Origin of the sequence: Asanoa siamensis, from assembly GCF_016862555.1 — a bacterium.
GTDB lineage: Bacteria > Actinomycetota > Actinomycetes > Mycobacteriales > Micromonosporaceae > Asanoa > Asanoa siamensis.
Genome location: NZ_BONE01000009.1, coordinates 68909 through 87007, shown reverse-complemented (window position 1 = coordinate 87007; position 18099 = coordinate 68909). Strand labels below are relative to the sequence as shown.

17 protein-coding genes are annotated in these 18099 nt (G+C 71.0%); 10 read left to right on the top strand and 7 right to left on the bottom strand.

Annotation, left to right across the window (positions count from 1 at the left end):
- Positions 1-4: 4 nt before the first annotated feature.
- A complete protein-coding gene (locus tag Asi02nite_RS08225; RefSeq protein ID WP_203711569.1) occupies positions 5-1171 on the bottom strand; it encodes an epoxide hydrolase family protein in 1167 nt (388 codons plus the stop codon).
- A gap of 191 nt (positions 1172-1362) precedes the next feature.
- Between Asi02nite_RS08225 and Asi02nite_RS08220 the strand changes: the two genes are divergently transcribed.
- Complete coding sequence (locus Asi02nite_RS08220; RefSeq protein WP_203711568.1) at positions 1363-2682, top strand: FAD-dependent oxidoreductase; 1320 nt, start codon at positions 1363-1365, stop codon at positions 2680-2682.
- A 46-nt stretch (positions 2683-2728) separates the two neighbouring features.
- On the opposite strand, the gene Asi02nite_RS08215 is transcribed toward Asi02nite_RS08220, so the two are convergent.
- Together Asi02nite_RS08215 and Asi02nite_RS08210 are read right to left on the bottom strand one after the other, a co-directional pair.
- Positions 2729-3016 (bottom strand): DUF1905 domain-containing protein, encoded by a 288-nt coding sequence (locus tag Asi02nite_RS08215; protein ID WP_203711567.1) that lies wholly within the window; start codon positions 3014-3016, stop codon positions 2729-2731.
- A gap of 121 nt (positions 3017-3137) precedes the next feature.
- On the bottom strand, positions 3138-3842 hold the full coding sequence (locus Asi02nite_RS08210) for a class I SAM-dependent methyltransferase (RefSeq protein WP_203711566.1): 705 nt from the start codon (positions 3840-3842) through the stop codon (positions 3138-3140).
- Between the two features lie 164 nt (positions 3843-4006).
- Here Asi02nite_RS08210 and Asi02nite_RS08205 point away from each other — a divergent pair, with 164 nt between their 5' ends.
- Together Asi02nite_RS08205 and Asi02nite_RS08200 are read left to right on the top strand one after the other, a co-directional pair.
- The gene (locus tag Asi02nite_RS08205) at positions 4007-5200 is read left to right on the top strand and encodes a glycosyltransferase (RefSeq protein ID WP_203711565.1); all 1194 of its coding nucleotides are present in this window, start codon (positions 4007-4009) and stop codon (positions 5198-5200) included.
- Positions 5197-6036 carry a ChbG/HpnK family deacetylase gene (locus Asi02nite_RS08200; RefSeq protein ID WP_203711564.1) on the top strand — a complete coding sequence of 280 codons (840 nt, stop codon included), beginning with the start codon at positions 5197-5199 and terminating at the stop codon, positions 6034-6036. Before Asi02nite_RS08205 ends, Asi02nite_RS08200 begins: the two co-directional genes overlap by 4 nt.
- A gap of 5 nt (positions 6037-6041) precedes the next feature.
- Here Asi02nite_RS08200 and Asi02nite_RS08195 read toward each other — a convergent pair whose 3' ends face one another.
- Positions 6042-6683, bottom strand: coding sequence for a TetR/AcrR family transcriptional regulator (locus Asi02nite_RS08195; protein WP_203711563.1), 642 nt, complete (start codon positions 6681-6683; stop codon positions 6042-6044).
- A 144-nt stretch (positions 6684-6827) separates the two neighbouring features.
- Here Asi02nite_RS08195 and Asi02nite_RS08190 point away from each other — a divergent pair, with 144 nt between their 5' ends.
- Both Asi02nite_RS08190 and Asi02nite_RS08185 read left to right on the top strand, forming a co-directional pair.
- The gene (locus tag Asi02nite_RS08190) at positions 6828-8369 is read left to right on the top strand and encodes an MFS transporter (protein ID WP_203711562.1); all 1542 of its coding nucleotides are present in this window, start codon (positions 6828-6830) and stop codon (positions 8367-8369) included.
- Between the two features lie 113 nt (positions 8370-8482).
- Positions 8483-8869, top strand: coding sequence for a VOC family protein (locus Asi02nite_RS08185; RefSeq protein ID WP_203711561.1), 387 nt, complete (start codon positions 8483-8485; stop codon positions 8867-8869).
- 52 nt (positions 8870-8921) lie between these two features.
- Here the strand turns inward: Asi02nite_RS08185 and Asi02nite_RS08180 are convergent, their stop codons facing one another.
- From Asi02nite_RS08180 to Asi02nite_RS08170, 3 genes are all read right to left on the bottom strand, one after another.
- Positions 8922-10037, bottom strand: coding sequence for a cytochrome P450 (locus Asi02nite_RS08180; RefSeq protein ID WP_239126564.1), 1116 nt, complete (start codon positions 10035-10037; stop codon positions 8922-8924).
- Between the two features lie 104 nt (positions 10038-10141).
- Positions 10142-11011, bottom strand: a complete 870-nt coding sequence (locus Asi02nite_RS08175; RefSeq protein WP_203711560.1) for an alpha/beta fold hydrolase — start codon at positions 11009-11011, stop codon at positions 10142-10144.
- Between the two features lie 74 nt (positions 11012-11085).
- Positions 11086-12333, bottom strand: a complete 1248-nt coding sequence (locus tag Asi02nite_RS08170; RefSeq protein WP_203711559.1) for a cytochrome P450 family protein — start codon at positions 12331-12333, stop codon at positions 11086-11088.
- A gap of 189 nt (positions 12334-12522) precedes the next feature.
- On the opposite strand from Asi02nite_RS08170, the gene Asi02nite_RS08165 reads away from it, so the two are divergent.
- From Asi02nite_RS08165 to Asi02nite_RS08145, 5 genes are read left to right on the top strand one after another with little or no spacing between them, the layout of a single operon-like run.
- Positions 12523-13518, top strand: coding sequence for a GDP-mannose 4,6-dehydratase (locus tag Asi02nite_RS08165; RefSeq protein ID WP_203711558.1), 996 nt, complete (start codon positions 12523-12525; stop codon positions 13516-13518).
- Positions 13515-14237, top strand: a complete 723-nt coding sequence (locus tag Asi02nite_RS08160) for a sugar phosphate nucleotidyltransferase (protein ID WP_239126563.1) — start codon at positions 13515-13517, stop codon at positions 14235-14237. The genes Asi02nite_RS08165 and Asi02nite_RS08160 overlap by 4 nt, the downstream gene beginning before the upstream one ends.
- Positions 14237-15175: an NAD-dependent epimerase/dehydratase family protein gene (locus tag Asi02nite_RS08155; protein ID WP_203711557.1), complete on the top strand. Its 939-nt coding sequence runs from the start codon at positions 14237-14239 to the stop codon at positions 15173-15175. Before Asi02nite_RS08160 ends, Asi02nite_RS08155 begins: the two co-directional genes overlap by 1 nt.
- A 2-nt stretch (positions 15176-15177) precedes the next feature.
- Entirely contained in the window at positions 15178-17331 is a 2154-nt protein-coding gene (locus Asi02nite_RS08150) for an ArnT family glycosyltransferase (protein WP_203711556.1), read from the top strand.
- Complete coding sequence (locus tag Asi02nite_RS08145) at positions 17328-18029, top strand: class I SAM-dependent methyltransferase (protein ID WP_203711555.1); 702 nt, start codon at positions 17328-17330, stop codon at positions 18027-18029. Before Asi02nite_RS08150 ends, Asi02nite_RS08145 begins: the two co-directional genes overlap by 4 nt.
- Positions 18030-18099: the final 70 nt, after the last annotated feature.

Sequence of the window (18099 nt, the reverse complement as noted above, 5' to 3'; positions counted from 1 at the left end):
TCGTTCAGCCGAGCCCGCGTAGCTTGCGGCCGAAGGCGCGCAGGTCCGCCACGAACAGGTCGGGCTCCTCCATCGCCGGGAAGTGGCCGCCGCGGTCGTACTCGGCCCAGTGGACGATGTTGGAGAAGCCGCGGTCGGCGAAGGACCGGATCGGCGGTGCCGGGTCTCGCGGGTAGACCGCCACGCCGAACGGCGTCGGCAGCACCGGCGGCGGGGGCGGCGGCGTCGGCGCGGTCGGCATCACGTCGGCGTTGTCGAAGTAGAAGTTGGCCGTCGAGCCCGCCGTGCCGGTCAGCCAGTAGATCATGACATTGGTCAGCAGGTGGTCCCGGTCGACCGCGTCCTCGGGCGCCTTCTCGGAGTCGGTCCACTCCTTGAACTTCTCGACGATCCAGGCGAGCTGCCCCACGGGAGAGTCGGTCAGTCCATAGGCGACGGTGTTGGGGCGCGTCGACTGGAGCTTCATGTAGCCGGAACCCTCGGCCGCGAACCGGCTGAGCGCGCCGAGCCGGCCCAGGTCCTGCTCGCTCAGGCCCGCCATCTCGGCCGGGTCACCGGAGGGCGGGGTGACGAGGAAGTTGACATGGGTGCCCCACACGTGCGGGAAGTCCACACCGGACAGCGTGAGGTTGATCCAGGCGCCGACGTCGCCGCCCTGGGTCACGTAGCGCTCGTAGCCCAACTGGGCCATCAGCCGCGCCAGGGCGCCGGCGATCCGCGGCATCGTCCAGCCCGGCTCGTTGGTCGGGCCGGAGAAGCCGAACCCGGGCAGGGACGGGATCACCAGGTGGTACGCGTCGGCGGGGTCACCGCCGTGCCGGCGCGGGTCGGTGAGCGGGCCGATCACGTCCAGGTATTCCGCCACCGAGCCGGGCCAGCCGTGGGTGACGATCATCGGGATCGCGTCGGGCTCGGGCGAGCGGACGTGCAGGAAGTGCAGCCGGGTGCCGTCGATCGTCGTGGTGAACTGCGGGAACGCGTTGAGGCGCGCCTCGGCCCGCCGCCAGTCGTAGGTGGTGCGCCAGTAGGTGACGAGCTCCTTGAGGTAGTCGAGTGGCACGCCCCGCTCCCAGCCGACCGTGGGTTGTTCGGCCGGCCAACGGGTGGCCGCTAGCCGCTGCCCCAGATCGTCGAGGTCGGCTTGGGGAATCTCGATGCGGAATGGTTCCATCAACCGCTCCTCTGCGCACGAACACAATGAGAAATGCCCCGTTTTCGGGGCTCGCCGATGACGTTAGCGACCGGCACCGGGCGCTCGAAAGGCCAGCAGAGGCATTGAGCATCCTGAAAGAATCGCGCGCCCGTACGAGTCGTTAGTTTGATTTCGGCAAATGAGATCGCCATCAATTCCGGAGGGTCGCAGTGCCTAATTATGTCGGCGACCACGCGGTCGTCCTCGGCGGCAGCATCGGCGGCTCGCTGGCCGCCCGCGTGCTGTCCGACTTCTACCGCACGGTCACCGTGGTCGAGCGCGACGACGTCGACGGAGTGACGGGCCCGCGCCGCGCCATCCCGCAGGGCCACCACATCCACGCGTTGCTCGCCCGCGGCAAGCAGATCCTCGACGAGCTGTTCCCGGGCTTCACCGCCGAACTGGTCAGCATCGGTGTGCCGGTCGGTGACTTCGGCACGAGCCTGAGCTGGTACTTCAACGGTGAGATGATCAAGAAGGCGGAGACGGGGCTGACCTGTGTCGCCGCCGGCCGGCCGCTGCTCGAGCACCGCATCCGCCGGCGGATCGGGCAGCTTCCGTCGATCACGCTGCGCCAGGGCACCGACATCCTCGGCATCGTCGCCTCGGCCGACCGGTCGCGGATCACCGGCGTACGGGTCCAGCCGCGGGCGGGTGGCGAGCCGGAGCTGATCGAGGCCGACCTGGTGGTCGACACCACGGGCCGCGGCTCGCGTACGCCTCGGTGGCTGGTCGAGCTCGGCTACCCGCAGGTGCGGGAGGAGCAGGTCAAGATGGACCTGACCTACACCACGTGCGACTTCCACGGCCCGCTGGCGTACGACCCGATCGGCGACGACATCGCGCTGATCCCGGTCGCGACGCCGGCGATCCGGCGGGGCGCGATCTTCGCCCGGCTGCCCGACCGGTACGCGATCTCGCTGACCGGCATCCTCGGTGACCGGCCGCCGACCGACATGAAGGGCTTCCTGGACTACGTCGAGACGCTGCCGGTGCCGGAGATCCACAAGGCGGTGCGGGACGCCGAGCCCATGGGCCCGCCGATGCAGTTCCGGTTCCCGGCCAGCATCCGCCGCCACTACGAGCGCCAGTCCCGCCATCCCGCGGGCTTCCTGGTGATGGGCGACGCGGCCTGCGTGTTCAACCCGGTCTACGGCCAGGGCATGACCGTGGCGGCGATGGAGTCGCTGGTGCTGCGCCAGTCGCTCGAGGGCGGCGAGCCCACGCCGGCGGCCTTCTTCCGCGGCCTGTCCAAGGTGATCGACGCGCCGTGGGACATGTCCGCCGGTGCCGACCTGGGCTTCCCCGAGGTGGAGGGCAGGCGGACGCTCAAGACCTGGATGGGCAACGCCTACATTCCGCGCCTGCAGGCGGCCGCCACCCGCGACGACGGCACCCTGTCGACCGCGTTCCTGCGCGCGGCCGGGCTGGTCGATCCGCCCACCGCGCTGATGAAGCCCGGGATGATCGCCCGCGTGCTCCGCGGTTGACCGAAAAGGGCCCCTCGCCGACCGGCGAGGGGCCCTTTTCGCAGCTTCAGCGCCGCGCCGTCAGGTGGACGAGCACCTCGGCACCGGCCTCCTTGCCCACGGTCTTCTTCAGCGCGGCCCGGACGGGCAACCAGTGCGGGCCGTTGCCGGACGGCATCAGCGTCGCGTCGAACGGGTGGCCGTCGATGGTGCCGCTGACCTTGACGGGCTTGCGCGTGCCGAGCACGTCCTGGGAGCCGGCGAGTTCGATGTACGTGGCGAACGCGCCGTCCGCCAGAATCGGTGCGGTGAACTTGGCGTCGATCTTTTCGGTGGGCTTCTCTGCCGTAGCCATGGTCCTGTCCTCCGGATAGGGCTGGGATCGTGAATGCGACATGGGAACCGCCGTCAACAGCGGCCACCGCGATTTGGCGTCAGCCGCCACAGTATGGCAGAACGTCGCGTCTGTCCAAGTTTCACGAGTGCGGATGGCGCGCCTCGAATGCCCATCGGGTCTGGTCATTGCCCAGATTGGTGGCGCGTCGGGCGCCGGTGAGACCGACCGCGGCGGCGCGCCGGATCATCTCCTGCTCGTCGTAGCGGGCGAGGCCGAACTGCCGTCTCAGCCGAGCGTACGGCGACACCAGCACGCCCGCCATGGCGACCACGGCGGAGACGAGGAACCGGTCGCGCGCGGCGAACCGCAGCAGCTCCCACGCGTCGGCGAACAGCCGCACCCCGGACGGGACGATGTCGCTGATCACCAGCCGGCCGGTCGGGCTGAGCAGCCGGGCGGCCGTCGCGAGGAACGCGTCGAGCTCCGCCGGCGTCAGGTACTGCACCACCGAGTGGGTGACGACCAGGTCGACCGAGCCGGCCGGCAGCTCGGTGAGCCCGGCGGGCCCGATCACCGAGACGGCCGGATGGTCCGCGAACCGCTCGTGCAGGCGCGCGCGGATGCTGTCGGCGGCCTCGCAGAGGATCACCTCGCCGCTCGCCGCGGCGACATCGCCCGCGAACAGCGCGTCACCCGGGCCGTAGTCGAGCACCCGCTTGGCGCCGGGCGGCAGCAACGCGATCATGCCGTCGGCCATGGCTCGGAAATGGCGGTCCTTGTGGCGGTCGCTGACGTAGACGTCGGTGCCGCGGTTCCACGCGTCGAGCCAGGGTGACTCCGGCACGGTCGCTCCCTCCCGGACGCGGACGCATCGCCGCCAGTCTGGCCGATCACCGGCCCGCCCGTCGTCTTCGAGAGTGCCGGCAGACCGCGCACTGTGGAGGATGCCGCGGGCGGTCGCGGTGCCGACGCTGGTTGTACATCGTCCGAGGTAAGGGGCCGCGCCGCATGACCGCCACCGCACAGCGACCGATCGCGCCGACCCGGACGCTGCTGACCGAGATCGTGATCCCCATCAAGAACGAGGCACGGGTTCTCGAGGCCAGCGTCCGTCGCCTGTACGCCTACCTGGTGCAGCACTTCCCGTACCGGTTTCGCATCACGATCGCCGAGAGCGGGGCCACCGACGCGAGCCCCGACATCGCGCGGCGCCTCGAGGACGAGTTCGACGAGGTCCGCTACGTGCACATCGACCTGCGCGGCCGGGGCCTCGCGCTGCGGGAGGTCTGGGCGGCCAGCGACGCCGACATCGTCTGCTACATGGACGCCGACCTGTCGATCGACCTCGACGGCTTCCTGCCGCTGATCGCGCCGCTCGCGTCCGGCCACAGTGACCTGTCGATCGGCACGCGCCACGCACCCTCGTCGAGCGTGCGCCGGTCGATGAAGCGCGCGGGACTGTCCCGCACGTACAACTTCCTGCTCCGGATGATCCTCGGGGTGCGCTTCTCCGACGCGCAGTGCGGGTTCAAGGCCGGCCGGCGGGAGGTGGTGCAGGCGCTGCTGCCGGTCGTCCACGATGGGGAGTGGTTCTTCGACACCGAGTTGCTCTGCGTGGCCGAGCAGCACAGCCTGCGGATCCACGAGGTGCCGATCGACTGCCTCGACGACCCCGACAGCTCCGTCAACGTCCGGCGGACGGTGTTCGACATGCTGCGCGGGATCGTCCGGATGAGCCGCCGCAAGCTCAGCGGCGACCTCAACGTCGCGCTCCCGCCGCACCTGCGCCGCAGCCGCGTCCCGACCGGCCTGGCCTACCAGTTCGTGCGGTTCGCCGCCATCGGCGCGTTCACCGGCCTGGTGCACGTCCTGTTCTATCTCGGGCTGCGCGAGTTCCTGTCGCCGGTGACCGCCAACGCCGTGGCGCTGCTGCTCTCGACGATCATCAACACCGCCGCCAACCGCCGGATCACCTTCGGTGTCCGCGGCCGCAAGGGTGCGCTGCGACATCAGGTCGAGGGCGGGGTGGCGTTCGCGCTGAGCCTGCTGTTCATGAGCGCCGCGCTGTGGGCGGTCGGCGCGGGGATCGGCCGGCTCTCGGAGGTCGTGGTGCTGCTGGCCGGCGACGCGCTGGCGACCCTGGCCCGGTTCACGCTGCTGCGGCACTGGGTGTTCGCCCGCACCCGGGGGCGCGACACGTGACCCGGCGGCTCATCGTCAACGCCGACGACTACGGGCTGAGCGAGGAGCTGTCCCGCGGTGTCCTGGCCGCACACGACCGGGGCGTGGTGACCGGCACGTCGGTCCTGGCGGTGGGCCCCGCGGTCGGCACGGCGGCCGGGTGGCTGCGCGACCGGCCCGCGCTCGACGTCGGCGCACACCTGGCGCTGGTGGGCGAGGACCCGCCGCTGCTGTCGCCGCGCGAGGTGCCGACGCTGGTCGACCGGCGCGGCCGGTTCCCGTTGCGCTGGCGGGCGTTCCTGCTGGCCGCGGTCACCGGCCGGGTCGACCCGGCCGACGTGCGCCGCGAGTTCGCGGCGCAACTCGACCGGCTCACCCGCGATTTGCGGCTCACCCTGACCCACGTCGACACGCACCAGCACCTGCACCTCTTCCCGCCGGTCGGGCGGATCGTGACAGACCTGGCGGTGGAACGCGGGATCCCGGCCGTCCGGCTGCCGACGAGTGCGGCCCGCGGCCCGCAGGGCGCCTGGATCCGGCACTGGAGCCGCGCGCTCGCGGGCCGGCTGCGCGCTGCCGGGCTCGCGTTCCCGGCGGCGTACGGGGGGCTGGACGAGGCCGGTGGCCTCACCCTGGACCGGGCGCGGGAGCTGGTCACCCGGTTGGCGGCGGGCCCGGCGCCGGTGATCGAGATCAACTGCCATCCGGGTACGCCGTCGGCCGCGGACCGGGCGCGCTACGCCTGGGGTTACCGCTGGGAGGAGGAGCTCGACGCGCTGACCAACCCGGCCCTGCGCGCCGAGGTCGCGGATCTCGGGCTGACGCTGAGCGGCTGGCGCGCACTGACGGCCCGGTGACGGCGTCAGCGGGGCGGTGCGGCCACGCCGGCGATGATCGTGTCGACCACGTAGGTCGCCAGTGCGTCGAGGATCGGCGGGTCCTGGGCGCGCAGCGGTCCGCGGGTGGCCAGGTCGGCGAAGCCGTGCACGGTCGACCAGCAGGCGACCTCGGCGTTGGGCCGTTGCGCGGGGGTCAACACGCCGGCCTCGACCAGGCCGTCGAGCGCGTCGACCAGCAACTGGTAGGGCGGCGCCACCCGGGACTCGATGGTCGGTTGTGGACTGTCGTCGCCCGGTTCGTCGCGGGTGAGGATGGCGAGCTCGAACCAGCCCGGCTCGGCCATCGCGAAGTGGACGTAGCCCTCGCCCACGGCGCGGAGCCGCGCCAGGGCCCGGTCTGCCGGGTCGGCGTCGGCGCGGATCGCCTTCATCCGGTCGAGCATGGTCTGGGCCAGCCGGTCCTGCGCCTCGACGGCGATCGCCAGCACGAGCGCCTCACGGTCGGCGAAGTGCCGGTAGGCGGCGTTGGGCGTCACGCCCACCGATCGGGTGAGCTCGCGGACGCCCAGCGCGCCGATCCCACCCGTGCGGGCGAGCTTCAGACCGGCCTCCACCAGGGCGGCCCGCAGGTCACCGTGATGATAGGAGCGTGCCGCACGCACCATCGTTGTAAAACCTCCCCGTTCGTGTTGTACGGTGTCAACATGGTGGATGTGGACAGCGTAGACACTCACCTCTCAGACACTACGCCTTCTCCATCCGATCATGCGCCCGACACCTGACGAGCCGATCATCGAGGGAGAAAGATCGTGTCCACCGTAAATTCGCGCCGGCCGGCGGAGTCCGCCGAGGTGTCGCCGGCGGAGTCGCGCAAAGGTGACGGGCAAGTCCAGCCCGACTCCCCGACGTCCGAGCTCGACCCGCGCCGCTGGCGCGCGCTGGCCCTGTTGTGTGGCCTCCAGTTCATGATCTTGCTGGACATCACGGTGGTCAACGTCGCCCTGCCCCGCATCCAGGACTCGCTCGGGTTCTCGGAGGCCGGGCTGACCTGGGTGGTCAACGGCTACGTGCTGATGGCCGGCGGCCTGCTGATGCTGGGTGGCCGGCTGGCCGACTTCTACGGCCGGCGGCGGCTGCTGTTGACGGGTGTGGCGATCTTCCTCGTCTCGTCGGTCATCTGCGGTGCCGCCGTCAACCAGCCCATGATGATCATCGGTCGTTTGGGTCAGGGTGTCGCCGAGGCGATCGCCGCGCCGGCCTCGCTGGGTCTGATCGCGCTGATGTTCACCGACCCCAAGGAGCGCACCAAGGCGCTGGGCCTCTGGGGCGGCCTGGTCGCGCTCGGCGGCACGCTCGGCTACGTCATCTCCGGGCTGCTCACCGACCTCGCGTCCTGGCGCTGGATCTTCTACGTCAACGTCCCGGTGGCCGTGCTGGTGCTGCTGATCCTGCCGCGGCTGGTCTCGGAGAGCCGGATGGTCCGCGCGAAGGGCCAGTCGCTCGACGTCGTCGGCGCCACCACCCTGACCACGGGTCTCGTGGCCATCGTCTTCGGCCTGCTCCAGGCGGCCGAGCACCCGTGGGGCACGGCACGGGTGATCCTCCCGCTGCTGGCCGGCGTCGCCCTGCTGCTCACGTGCGTCATCGTCGAGCGGCGGGCCGCGCATCCACTGATCCCGCTCGAGTTCTTCGCCAACCGTACGCGTTCGGTCATCAACGTGACCTCGCTGTTCTACATGGCGGCGTTCATCTCGTACACCTTCATGCTGACCCTGTTCGCCCAGCACATCCTCGGGTTCTCGCCGCTGCAGGGCGGTCTGGCCTGGTTGCCGCTGGGCTTCTCGATCGGCGCCGGCATCGGCCTAGGCACCGCGCTGACCCCGAAGCTGGGCGTCAAGCTGGTCGCCGCGATCGGCTTCATCGGCGCCGGCGTCGGCCTGTTCCTGACCAGCTTCATCAGCGTCGACAGCAGCTACGTGGGCGGCATGCTGCCGGGCATGATCGTGTTCGGTGTGTTCGCCGGCGCCACCATGCCCGCTGCCACCAACGCGGCCCTGCACGGCGTCACCGCGCAGGACTCCAGCCTCGCGTCCGGCGTGCAGAGCACCGCCCAGCAGGTCGGCAGCGCCCTCGGCCTGGCCGTCCTGGTCACGCTGGCCATGCGGCACGCGACCGGCGAGATCATGTCGGGCACCGAGCCCAACCTGGCCGTCACGTCGGGCTACGTGCTGGCGTTCCAGATCGGAGCCGGCCTGATGGTGCTGGGCGGCGTGCTGATCCTCACGCTGATGGAGAAGGTCAGCGCCGAACTGCGCGACCCGACCGCCGAGATGGTCGAAGCCACCCGCTGACCTCGACCCTGGCCGGACGCCGCTCCACTCCCCCCGGGGAGCGGCGTCCGGCCTTTCCGCATCGTTCGGGTCGTCGAGTGGTGGGCGCCGGGAAGCCGTTGTAAAGTAACCACATGGCTGATGTAGACAGCGTAGACATCAAGGAACCCGAAGGCTCCAACGTCCCCGGCTGGTTCGATCTGTCCACTCCCGACTCCGACCGCGCCCGCGCGTTCTACGCCGAGCTGCTGGGGTGGAAGGTGCAGACGCTCGACGACTCCTACTCGCTCATCGTCGACAAGCACGGCGAGGCCACCGGCGGCATCGGCAGCGCCGGCCCCGACGCGCCCTACACGGGCCTCGTGGTCTACTTCCCGGTCGACAACGTCGACGCCGCGATCGAGAAGGCCGAGAAGCTCGGCGCGACGCGGGTCTTCGACCCGGTCGAGGTGCCCGGCCGCAACAAGATCTGCGTCTTCAAGGACCTCGACGGCAACGCCGTCGGTCTGATGGGCCCCTGACCGTTGACAGCGTCGGACCCCGAGCCCACGCGGGCTCGGGGTCCGTTTGTGTTCACCAGGTGACCGGCAGGCTGCGCAGCCCGTAGACCACCGTGTCGTCGGAATAATCCACTTCGGACTCCGGCACCGCCAGGCGCAGCGTCGGAAACCGCCGGAGCAACCGCGGAAACGCCTCCCGCAGCTCGAGCCGGGCCAACGGCGCGCCGATGCAGAAGTGCGGGCCGTGGCCGAACGCCGCGTGGCTCGACGGCGGCCGGGTCACGTCGAGCCGGTCGCCGTCGTCGACGAGCTTCGGGTCCCGACTGGCGGCCGCCAACGCGGGCAGCAGCAGCTCGCCCTCCTTGATCGACAGGTCGCCCAGGGTGGTGTCACGGGCGGCCCGGCGCACGAACGCGCCGTGCATCACGCCGACGTAGCGAAGAAGCTCCTCCACCGCGCCCGCCACCAGCGACGGGTCGTCGCGCACCAGCGCGAGCTGGGCCGGGTGGCGCAGCAGGGCCAGCGTGCCCAGCGCCAGCATCTGCGTGGTGGTCTCGTGCCCGGCGACCAGCAGCGCGTTGCCGAGCCCGACGATCTCGTCGTCGGTGAGGTCGTCGGCCGGGGAGCCCGGCCCGTGCTCGCGCAACAGCATCCCGATCACGTCGTCGCTCGGGTGCTGCCGCCGGTAGGCGATCAGCTCGTGGGTGATCCACTGCGCGTCGCCGAGCCGGCGCAGCTCCTCCAGCGGGCTCGACGGGCCGGCGACCCGGGCCGCCCGGCTGCGGAACCGCTCCCGCTCGGACTCCTGGATGCCGAGCAGCTCGCAGATCGCCATCACCGGCACGGTCTTCGCGAACATCGGCAGGAGGTCGACCGGCGGACCCGCCGCCTCCATCGCGTCGAGCGCCCGCTCGATGATGTCGACGACGAGCGGCCGCATCCGCTCCACGCGTCGCGGGGTGAACCACGAGATGACCATCCGCCGCAGCCGGGTGTGCTCCGGCGGGTCCATCACGATGAGGTTGCCGGCGTTGCGGCGGGCCACCTTCTCGAGGTCGTAGCCGCGCTCGGCGAGCACCGGGGGCGGCGGGACCGTGCCGATCTGGAACGTCTGTGAGTCGGCCAGCAGCGTACGGACGTCGTCGTACCGGGCCACGTAGGTCGCCTCGTGGCCGAACGCGGTCGTCACCCGGCCACGTTCCCCGCCCTCCCGCCACCTGCGTACGTCCTCGGCCATGTCCAAACCGACGCGGGTGCCCGTGAGTCGCGCCGGGCACCCGCCGTGCTGCTCGCTCACGAGGCGAAGAAGTCCGCGAAGATCGGTGCACCGGTCTTCTGGTTGAAGAGGTGACCCTCGCCCTCGAGCCGGATCAGCGTGCAGTCCGGAATGCCCTCGGCGACGATGCCGCAGGCCTCCTGGATCGCCGCGGAGCTGTCCCGACCGCTGAGCATCAGCGTCGGCACCGTCACCTGCGGCAGCAGCGAGAACGGGATGTTGGTGTGGTGCGCGCTGATGATGGCATCGTAGATCGTCGACGGCGCCATCGTCTGGAACGCCTGCCACGCCGGGTGGAGCTTGAAGTGCTCGAGGGTCTCCGGCGTGATGAACCGCACGATGTCCCGGGCGAACAGCGTGACGGCCTCCTCCTTGCGGTCCTCGGCGATGAACTTCTCGAGCTGGTCCATCTGCTCCTGGGTCGCCTTGGGCGAGTTGTACGGCGGCTCGTACATGCCGAGCTTCATCATCGGGACGCCGGCCGCCGCCGCGTGGATGGCGATCATGCCCCCGGTGCAGTTGGCGAACACGTGGCTCGGCTCGCCGACGGCGTCCAGCACGGCCGCCAGGTCCTCCACCTCGCGCTCGAGCGTGTACCGCTTGGCGTCGCCGGTGCCGCTGTCGCCCCGGCCGCGGCGGTCGTAGTTGTAGACCTTGAACCGGTCGGACAGGATCGACGCGAACGGGGTGAACATCGCCCGGTCGTTGAGGCCGCCGCCGATCACCACGACCGGCTCACCGGCGCCGACGATCTCGTACGCGATCGTGGTGCCGTCGGCCGACGTGACGGTGTGCATCTCCAGGTCGCGCGGCCCGGTGTAGTCGTCGTCGAGGGGCAGACCCTCGGGGGCGACGCCGTGGTCCTCGACCGCGGTGCGATCAGACATCTTCGACTCTCCTTACCGATGGATGGGCGCCCTACCGCCGTGGCCGTAGGGCGCCCAGAGGGGGAAACCGCGCGTCAGGCCGTCGCCGCGACCCGCGCCTTCAGGCGGACCGGGAGCTGGGCGTGCCCGTTGACGACGAAGCTGCCCTGGCCGACCAGTTCGTCGCGGCGGACGGCGAGCTCCATGTCGGGGTAGCGCTCGAACAGCGCCGGGATGCCGATCATCCAGGCGTGCTTGGCCAGCCGCGCGCCCAGGCAGTAGTGCACGCCGTGGCCGAAGGACAGGTGGGTCTTGTCCGCGCGCAGCGGGTCGAACTCGTCGGCCGTCTCGCCGTGGATGGCGGGGTCGCGGCCGATGCCGGCGAAGTCGATGAGGATCGGGTCGCCCTTGGCGATCTTCACCCCGGCGACCTCGAAGTCCTCGGTCGCGTACCGGAACGGCAGGTGCGCGACGGGCGACTCGACCCGCAGCGTCTCCTCCCAGACGTCCTCCCACGAGATCTCACCGGACATGACCTTCTTGCGCAGGTCGGTGTTGGTGAGCAGGAACAGCGACGAGTGGGCCAGCGCGTTGACCAGCGTCTCGGAGCCGGCGCCCAGCAGCAGGTGCAGGGTGCCGATCATCTCGGAGTCCGACAGCCGCGAGCCGTCCTCCTCCTTCGCGGCGATCATGCCGCTGGTGAGGTCGTCGCCGGGGTGCTGCTTCTTGTACTGCACCAGGTCGGAGATGGCCTCCTGCCACTGGTCCAGGTTGGCTTCGGCGTCCTCGGCCGAGATCCGGGTGTCGATGTTCTTGTGGCCGCCGGCGAGGACCTCCTGCCGCCGCTCGACGGGCACGCCGAACAGGTCGCACATGAGCCGCGTCGGCAGCTCGGCGTGGAACAGCCCCTTGAGGTCGATGACGTCGCTCTTCTCGGCGGCCGCGTCCATGTTGTCGAACAGGTCGTGGACCGTCTTCCAGATGTGCGGCTTCATCGCCTCCACGCGGCGCTCGGTGAAGGCCTTGAGCAGCAGCTTGCGCAGCCGCGAGTGGTCCTTGCCGTCCTGCGTCGCCATCGTGTCCATGGCGACCCAGGTGATCAGCGGCCAGCCGTTGGAGATCTCGCCGTTGATGTAGTCGGGCCAGTTCTTCCGCGGGTTCTTCGAGAACCGCTCGTCACCCATGATCTGCTTGGCGGCCGCGTAGTCGTGCACCGACCACGCCAGCACGCCGTCCTGGAGTTCGACCCGCGCGATCGGGCCCTGCTCGCGGAGACGCTTCGTCTCACCGTGAGTGTCGGCGCCCTGGTCGTCGAGACGGTACGGGCACACAGCTTCTGACATGGACATGACCTCCAGCAGGGGTCCTATGTGGATCGGATGTCGAGCCTGTCGGGGGCGGCTCGATCGGTTGTTCACGCTACGCAGCGGGATCGGGGCCGACATCTTCCTGCGTGCGGCCGGCCGCGGCGGCGGATCGACAGCGCACGTGCGGAGAAGCCGCCGCGGATCGGCGCGTGTGACCGTATGGGAATGGCGGAGCTCGTGGCGGTCACCGGTGCCGAAGGCTTCATCGGTTCGCACCTCGTGGAGGCGCTGGTGCGCCGGGGCACACGCGTGCGCGCGATGGTCCTCTACAACTCGTTCGGCTCGTGGGGCTGGCTGGACGCGCTCGACGCCGACGTGCTGGCCGAGGTCGACGTGCGGCCCGGCGACGTGCGCGACCCGGCGTCGGCCGCGGCGCTGGTGCGCGGCGCCGACACGGTGCACCATCTGGCCGCGCTGATCGCGATCCCCTGGTCCTACGAGTCGCCGCGCTCCTATGTGGATACGAACGTGCTCGGCACCCTGAACGTCCTCGACGCGGTGCGCGCGGCCGGTGTCACCCGGTTGGTGCACACGTCGACCAGCGAGACCTACGGCACCGCGCGCGCCGTGCCGATCGACGAGAGCCATCCGATCCAGGCGCAGTCGCCGTACGCGGCGTCGAAGGTCGCCGCCGACAAGCTCGTCGAGTCCTACCACCTCAGTTTCGAGGTGCCGGCGGTGACGCTGCGGCCGTTCAACACGTTCGGCCCCCGCCAGTCGGCCCGCGCGGTCATCCCGACGGTCGTCAGCCAACTCGCGGCGGGCGCCCGCGAGATCCGGCTCGGCGCACTGGAGCCGACGCGCGACTTCCTGTACGTCGCCGACACCGTCGCCGCCTTCCTGGCCGTCGGCGCGGCGCCCGCCTCGGCGGTGGTCGGCGAGGCGTTCAACGCCGGCACCGGTGCGGAGGTGTCGATCGGCGACCTGGCCGCGGAGATCGTCGGCCTGATGGCCGCGGACGCCACGGTCGTCGCCGACCCGCGCCGGGTCCGTCCCAAGGACTCCGAGGTGCTGCGCCTCGTCAGCGACGCCACCAAGCTGCGCGAGCGCACCGGCTGGGCGCCGGCCGTCGACCGGGCCGCCGGCCTGCGGGCGACGATCGCCTGGTTCCGCGACCCGGCCAACCTCGCCGGCTACCGGCCCGGGAGGTACGAGCGGTGAGCGGCCTGCACGCGGTGATCCTCGCCGGTGGCAAGGGAGTGCGGCTGCGGCCCTACACCAGCCGGCTGCCCAAGCCGCTCGTGCCGATCGGCGACCAGTTCTCCATCCTCGAGATCGTCCTGGCCCAACTCGCGCAGCAGGGCTTCTCCAGCGTCACCCTGGCGATCGGCTATCTCGGCCACCTGATCCGGGCGTTCGTCAACGACGGCAGCCGGTGGAACATGTCCGTCGACTACGTCACCGAGGACACCCCGCTCGGCACGATGGGCCCGGTCCGCACGATGTTGGACCGGCTGCCCGAGCACTTCCTCGTCATGAACGGCGACGTGCTCACCGACATCGACTTCGCCGACGTGCTGCGCCACCACCGCGCCCAGAACGCCCCGCTGACGGTCGCGACGTACGCCCGGGAAGTGGTCATCGACTTCGGAGTGCTCTCGACCGTCGACCGCCGGGTGGTGCACTTCGTCGAGAAGCCGACGATCAACTACAGGGTCAGCATGGGCGTGTACGGCCTGAGCCGGCGCACGCTCGAGCCGTACACCCTGGGCATGCCGTTCGGTTTCGACGACCTGGTGCTGGATCTGTTGGCCCGGTCGGAGCCGCCGGGGGAATATCCCTTCGACGGCTACTGGCTCGACATCGGGCGACCCGACGACTACGACCGGGCCAACGCCGAGTTCGACTCGGTCAAGGGCACCCTGCTGAAGGGGGCCTGATGCGCGTCCTGCTGGCCGGCGCGACCGGCTTCCTCGGGCGGCACGTCTGGCAGGCGCTGACCGACCGGGGTGCGCGGGTCACCACCGTCGGCCGGCGCCGGCCGTCCTGGTCGCCGCGGCACCACAGCCTCGACCTCGCGGATCCCGGCGGTGCCGCCCTCGGCGCGCTGCTCGGCGCGGGCGGCCCGGCTGTGCTGGTCAACTGCGCCGGCGCGACCCGGGCCGACCTGCCCACCCTCGCGGCCGCCAACATCGACATCCCGGCCGGGCTGGTCGCCGCCGCGGCCGGGCGGCCGGTCCGCCTGGTGCACGTGGGCTCGGCCGCCGAGTACGGCTGGGTGGAGCCGGGCCGGCACAGCGTCGAGACTGATCCGGCGGCACCGGTCGGCGCGTACGGCCTGTCGAAGCTCGCCGGAACCCGGGTGGTGACAGCGGCCCGCGCGCTGGGGGTCGACGCGGTGGTGCTCCGGGTCACCAACCCGGTGGGTCCCGGTGCGCCGGCGGGCAGCCTGGCCGGCGACCTGGTGGCCCAGGTCCGGCGGGCGCGCACGGGTGCGGGCATCGGCGCTGTGCGCGTCGGACCGACCGACGCGGTCCGGGACTTCGTCGACGTGCGCGACGTCGCGTACGCGGTCGTCGCCGCGACCGAGGCCGACGCGCTGACCGCGCCGGTGGTCAACGTCGGCAGCGGCCGCGCCACCGCGGTGAAGGAACTGGTCGACACGCTCGTCGCCGTGGCGGGCTACCACGGCGAGGTGCACCACGACGGCGGCGGTTCGGCCCGCACGGCCGCCGTGCCGTGGCAGTGCGCCGACGTCGGCACCGCCCGCTCCGCACTGGGCTGGCAGCCGCGGCTCTCGCTGCGCACCGCGCTGGCCGACCTCTGGCGGGAGCCGGCCTGGACGCCCTCCGCCTCACCCAATGTCGAATGGAGTTGAAGATGACGTCCGTGGCCCAGCGCCCGCCCCTGGCGCCGACGCCGACCGGTGAACCCGCGCCAGCACCACGGCGGCGGGCGAGCCCGGCCCAGATCGGCGCGCTCGTCGGCATCTGCGCGCTCGCCGGTCTGCTCTACGCGTGGGACATCGGGGCGAGCGACTACGGCAACTCCTACTACGCGTCCGCGGCCAAGTCGATGACGCAGAGCTTCAACCACTTCCTGTTCGGGGCGTTCGACCCGTACGGCGTCATCTCCACCGACAAGCCACCGATGGCGCTCTGGCCGCAGGCGATCTCGATCGCGATCTTCGGCTTCACGCCCTGGTCGGTGATCCTGCCGCAGGTGCTGGAGGGTGTGCTGGCCGTCTTCCTGCTGCACCGCACGGTGCGGATGTGGAAGGGCGAGAACGTCGCGCTGCTCGCCGCGCTCATCTTCGCGCTCACGCCGATCACGGTGGCCATCAACCGCGACAACAACACCGACGCGCTGCTGGTGCTGCTGATGGTGGCGGCCACGTACGCCTTTACGCGCTCTATCTACAGTGGATCGGCGGGTGGTCGTACCCGATGGCTGTTGTTCTCGGCCTTTCTGATCGGGTGCGGGTTCGTCACCAAGTGGATGGAAGCCTGGATCATCGTGCCGGGCTTCGCGCTGGCGTTCCTGCTCGCCAGCACCGGCTCGATCCGGCGGCGGATCACCGACCTGCTGGCTGCCGGCGGGGTGCTCACGGTCGCCTCGTTCTGGTGGCCGGTGCTGCACGACGTGTGGCCGGGTCGCAAGCCCTACATGGGCGCGAGCCTCGACGGCACCGCGCTGGACGTCGTGTTCGGCTACAACGGGTTCGGCAAGATCTTCGACTTCGGGCAGACCTACAACGGGTCGGGCATCAACGTGGCGCTCGGCATCGTCGGCATGTCCGGCGGCAACGCCGACATCGGCCGCATGTTCATCCACGAGGTCGGTGGGCAGATCTCCTGGCTGCTGCCGCTCTGCCTGCTGGTGCTCGCGCTGGTGGGCGCGGCTGGCTACCGCCGGATCTGGGACCGGGTGCCCGGCGACCGCCTCGACAACAACGGCTGGCTGACGTGGGGGAGTTGGCTGCTGGTGACGATCCTGGTGTTCAGCTTCGTGCAGGGCATCTGGCACCCTTACTACACCGCGTTCCTGGGCCCGCCCGTCGCGGTGGTGGCGGCCGCCGGCATCGCCTTGCTGTGGAACCGTTATCGGTCTTCTGCCGGGCGCGGGTGGCTGCTGCTGCCGTTGGGTGTCGCCGTGACCGTGGTTTGGGCGGTGGCGTTGAGCGGCCGCGACGCGCACTGGCACGGGTGGACGCGGTGGGTCGTGGTGGGCCTGGGCGCGGTCGCCGTCGTGGGTCTGGTGCTCGGGCGGGCCCGGCCGGGCCTGGCGCGGGGCGGGCTGGCGGTCGGTGTCGTCGCCGCGCTGTTCACTCCGGCCGTGTGGTCGGCCGGCACAGCGATCGAGCACGGCACCAACGGCGGTTTCCCGTCCGCGGGCCCGCCGAACACCGCCTTCATGGCGCTGCTCCGGGGTGAGCTCGGCCCGGACGTGGAGTTCCCGTCGTTGCCGCCCGGCATCGAGCCGGGCATGGAGCCGCCGCCCGGGATGGAGCCGCCGCCGGGGCTGCTGCTGCCGCCGGGTGTCGAGCTGCCCGACTTCTCGAATTTGCCGACGGGACCGCCGCGCGGTGGTGGCATCGGCGGTCCGACGCTGTATCCGTTGATGCGGCAGATGCTCGACTACGCCGTGGCCAACTCGGGCGACGCGGAGATCAAGCTGGCGGTCGAGGGCGGCGGGCTGGTCGCGGGTGCGTTCATCATCCAGAGCGACCACATGGTCATCGGGATGGGCGGCTATCTCGGCGCCGACAACGCGCCGTCGGTGGCGCAACTGGACCGGCTGGTGGCCGACGGGGACCTCCGTTTCGTGGTCTCGGCCGCGCCGGGTGGTCCGCGGCTGGGCGGGATCGCCGGCATGGGTGGTGAGATCCAGCAGCAGAGGGTGGCCTGGGTCGAGTCGAACTGCGCGGTCGTGCCCCCGTCTGCTTACGGCGGCAGCGAGTTCGACCCCGAGCAGATGCTGCCGATCCCGAACTTCGCCGACGCGATGCTCTACTCGTGCGGGGCGGGTCGATGAGGTCGACGGAGATCCAGCGGTTGTCCGATGTGGAGGACCGGCACTGGTGGTTCCGGGAGAAGCGCCGGATCCTCGCCCGGGAGTTGCGCCGCCTGGGGCCGCCGCCGGGCCGTGCTCTCGACATCGGCGCGGCCGGCGGCGGCAACAGCCGGGTGCTCGTCTCGCACGGCTGGCGCACGGTGGTGGCCGACCTCTCGCCGACGGCGGTGGAGATCGCCCGTGCCCGCGGCCTGGACGCCCATGTGGCGGATGCCCGCGACCTGCCATGGGCCGCGGAAAGCTTCGACCTGGTGACGGCCTTCGAGATCCTCGAGCACATCGAGGAGGACGGGGTGGCGGCGGCGGAGATGTTTCGGGTGCTCCGCCCGGGCGGCACGGCACTGATCACGGTGCCGGCGGACATGCGCCTATGGTCGCCCCACGACGAGGCGGTAAACCACGTCCGGCGCTACGACCGCGCGGGTTTGACGTCGGTGATCGCGGGGTCGGGGTTGGTGGTCGACGAGGTGTGGAGCTGGAACGTGCTGCTGAGACCGCTGATCGCGCTCTACCGCACGCGCTCGACGGGCAGCGACATCGACGACCCACCCATCGCCCCGGTAAACGCACTGTTGGGCGCAGTCGTAGCGGCGGAACGGGTGCTGCCGGTGCGCTCCCTGCCGGGTGTATCGCTGATCCTGCGCGCCCACCGCCCCTGACTCGGCACTGCGCGCTCGCCTTTACAGGCGAAGGCCCGGTTTCCTAGAGAGCCGGGCTTGCTGCGAAGTT

Excerpts from the sequence above, each read along its gene's own strand:
- Asi02nite_RS08225 (WP_203711569.1), bottom strand. The coding sequence starts at position 1,171 with ATGGAACCATTCCGCATCGAGATTCCCCAAGCCGACCTCGACGATCTG.
- Asi02nite_RS08175 (WP_203711560.1), bottom strand. The coding sequence starts at position 11,011 with ATGTCTGATCGCACCGCGGTCGAGGACCACGGCGTCGCCCCCGAGGGT.
- Asi02nite_RS08165 (WP_203711558.1), top strand. The coding sequence starts at position 12,523 with ATGGCGGAGCTCGTGGCGGTCACCGGTGCCGAAGGCTTCATCGGTTCG.
- Asi02nite_RS08145 (WP_203711555.1), top strand. The coding sequence starts at position 17,328 with ATGAGGTCGACGGAGATCCAGCGGTTGTCCGATGTGGAGGACCGGCAC.
- Asi02nite_RS08205 (WP_203711565.1), top strand. The coding sequence starts at position 4,007 with ATGACCGCCACCGCACAGCGACCGATCGCGCCGACCCGGACGCTGCTG.
- Asi02nite_RS08185 (WP_203711561.1), top strand. The coding sequence starts at position 8,483 with ATGGCTGATGTAGACAGCGTAGACATCAAGGAACCCGAAGGCTCCAAC.
- Asi02nite_RS08155 (WP_203711557.1), top strand. The coding sequence starts at position 14,237 with ATGCGCGTCCTGCTGGCCGGCGCGACCGGCTTCCTCGGGCGGCACGTC.
- Asi02nite_RS08215 (WP_203711567.1), bottom strand. The coding sequence starts at position 3,016 with ATGGCTACGGCAGAGAAGCCCACCGAAAAGATCGACGCCAAGTTCACC.
- Asi02nite_RS08170 (WP_203711559.1), bottom strand. The coding sequence starts at position 12,333 with ATGTCAGAAGCTGTGTGCCCGTACCGTCTCGACGACCAGGGCGCCGAC.
- Asi02nite_RS08150 (WP_203711556.1), top strand. The coding sequence starts at position 15,178 with ATGACGTCCGTGGCCCAGCGCCCGCCCCTGGCGCCGACGCCGACCGGT.
- Asi02nite_RS08195 (WP_203711563.1), bottom strand. The coding sequence starts at position 6,683 with ATGGTGCGTGCGGCACGCTCCTATCATCACGGTGACCTGCGGGCCGCC.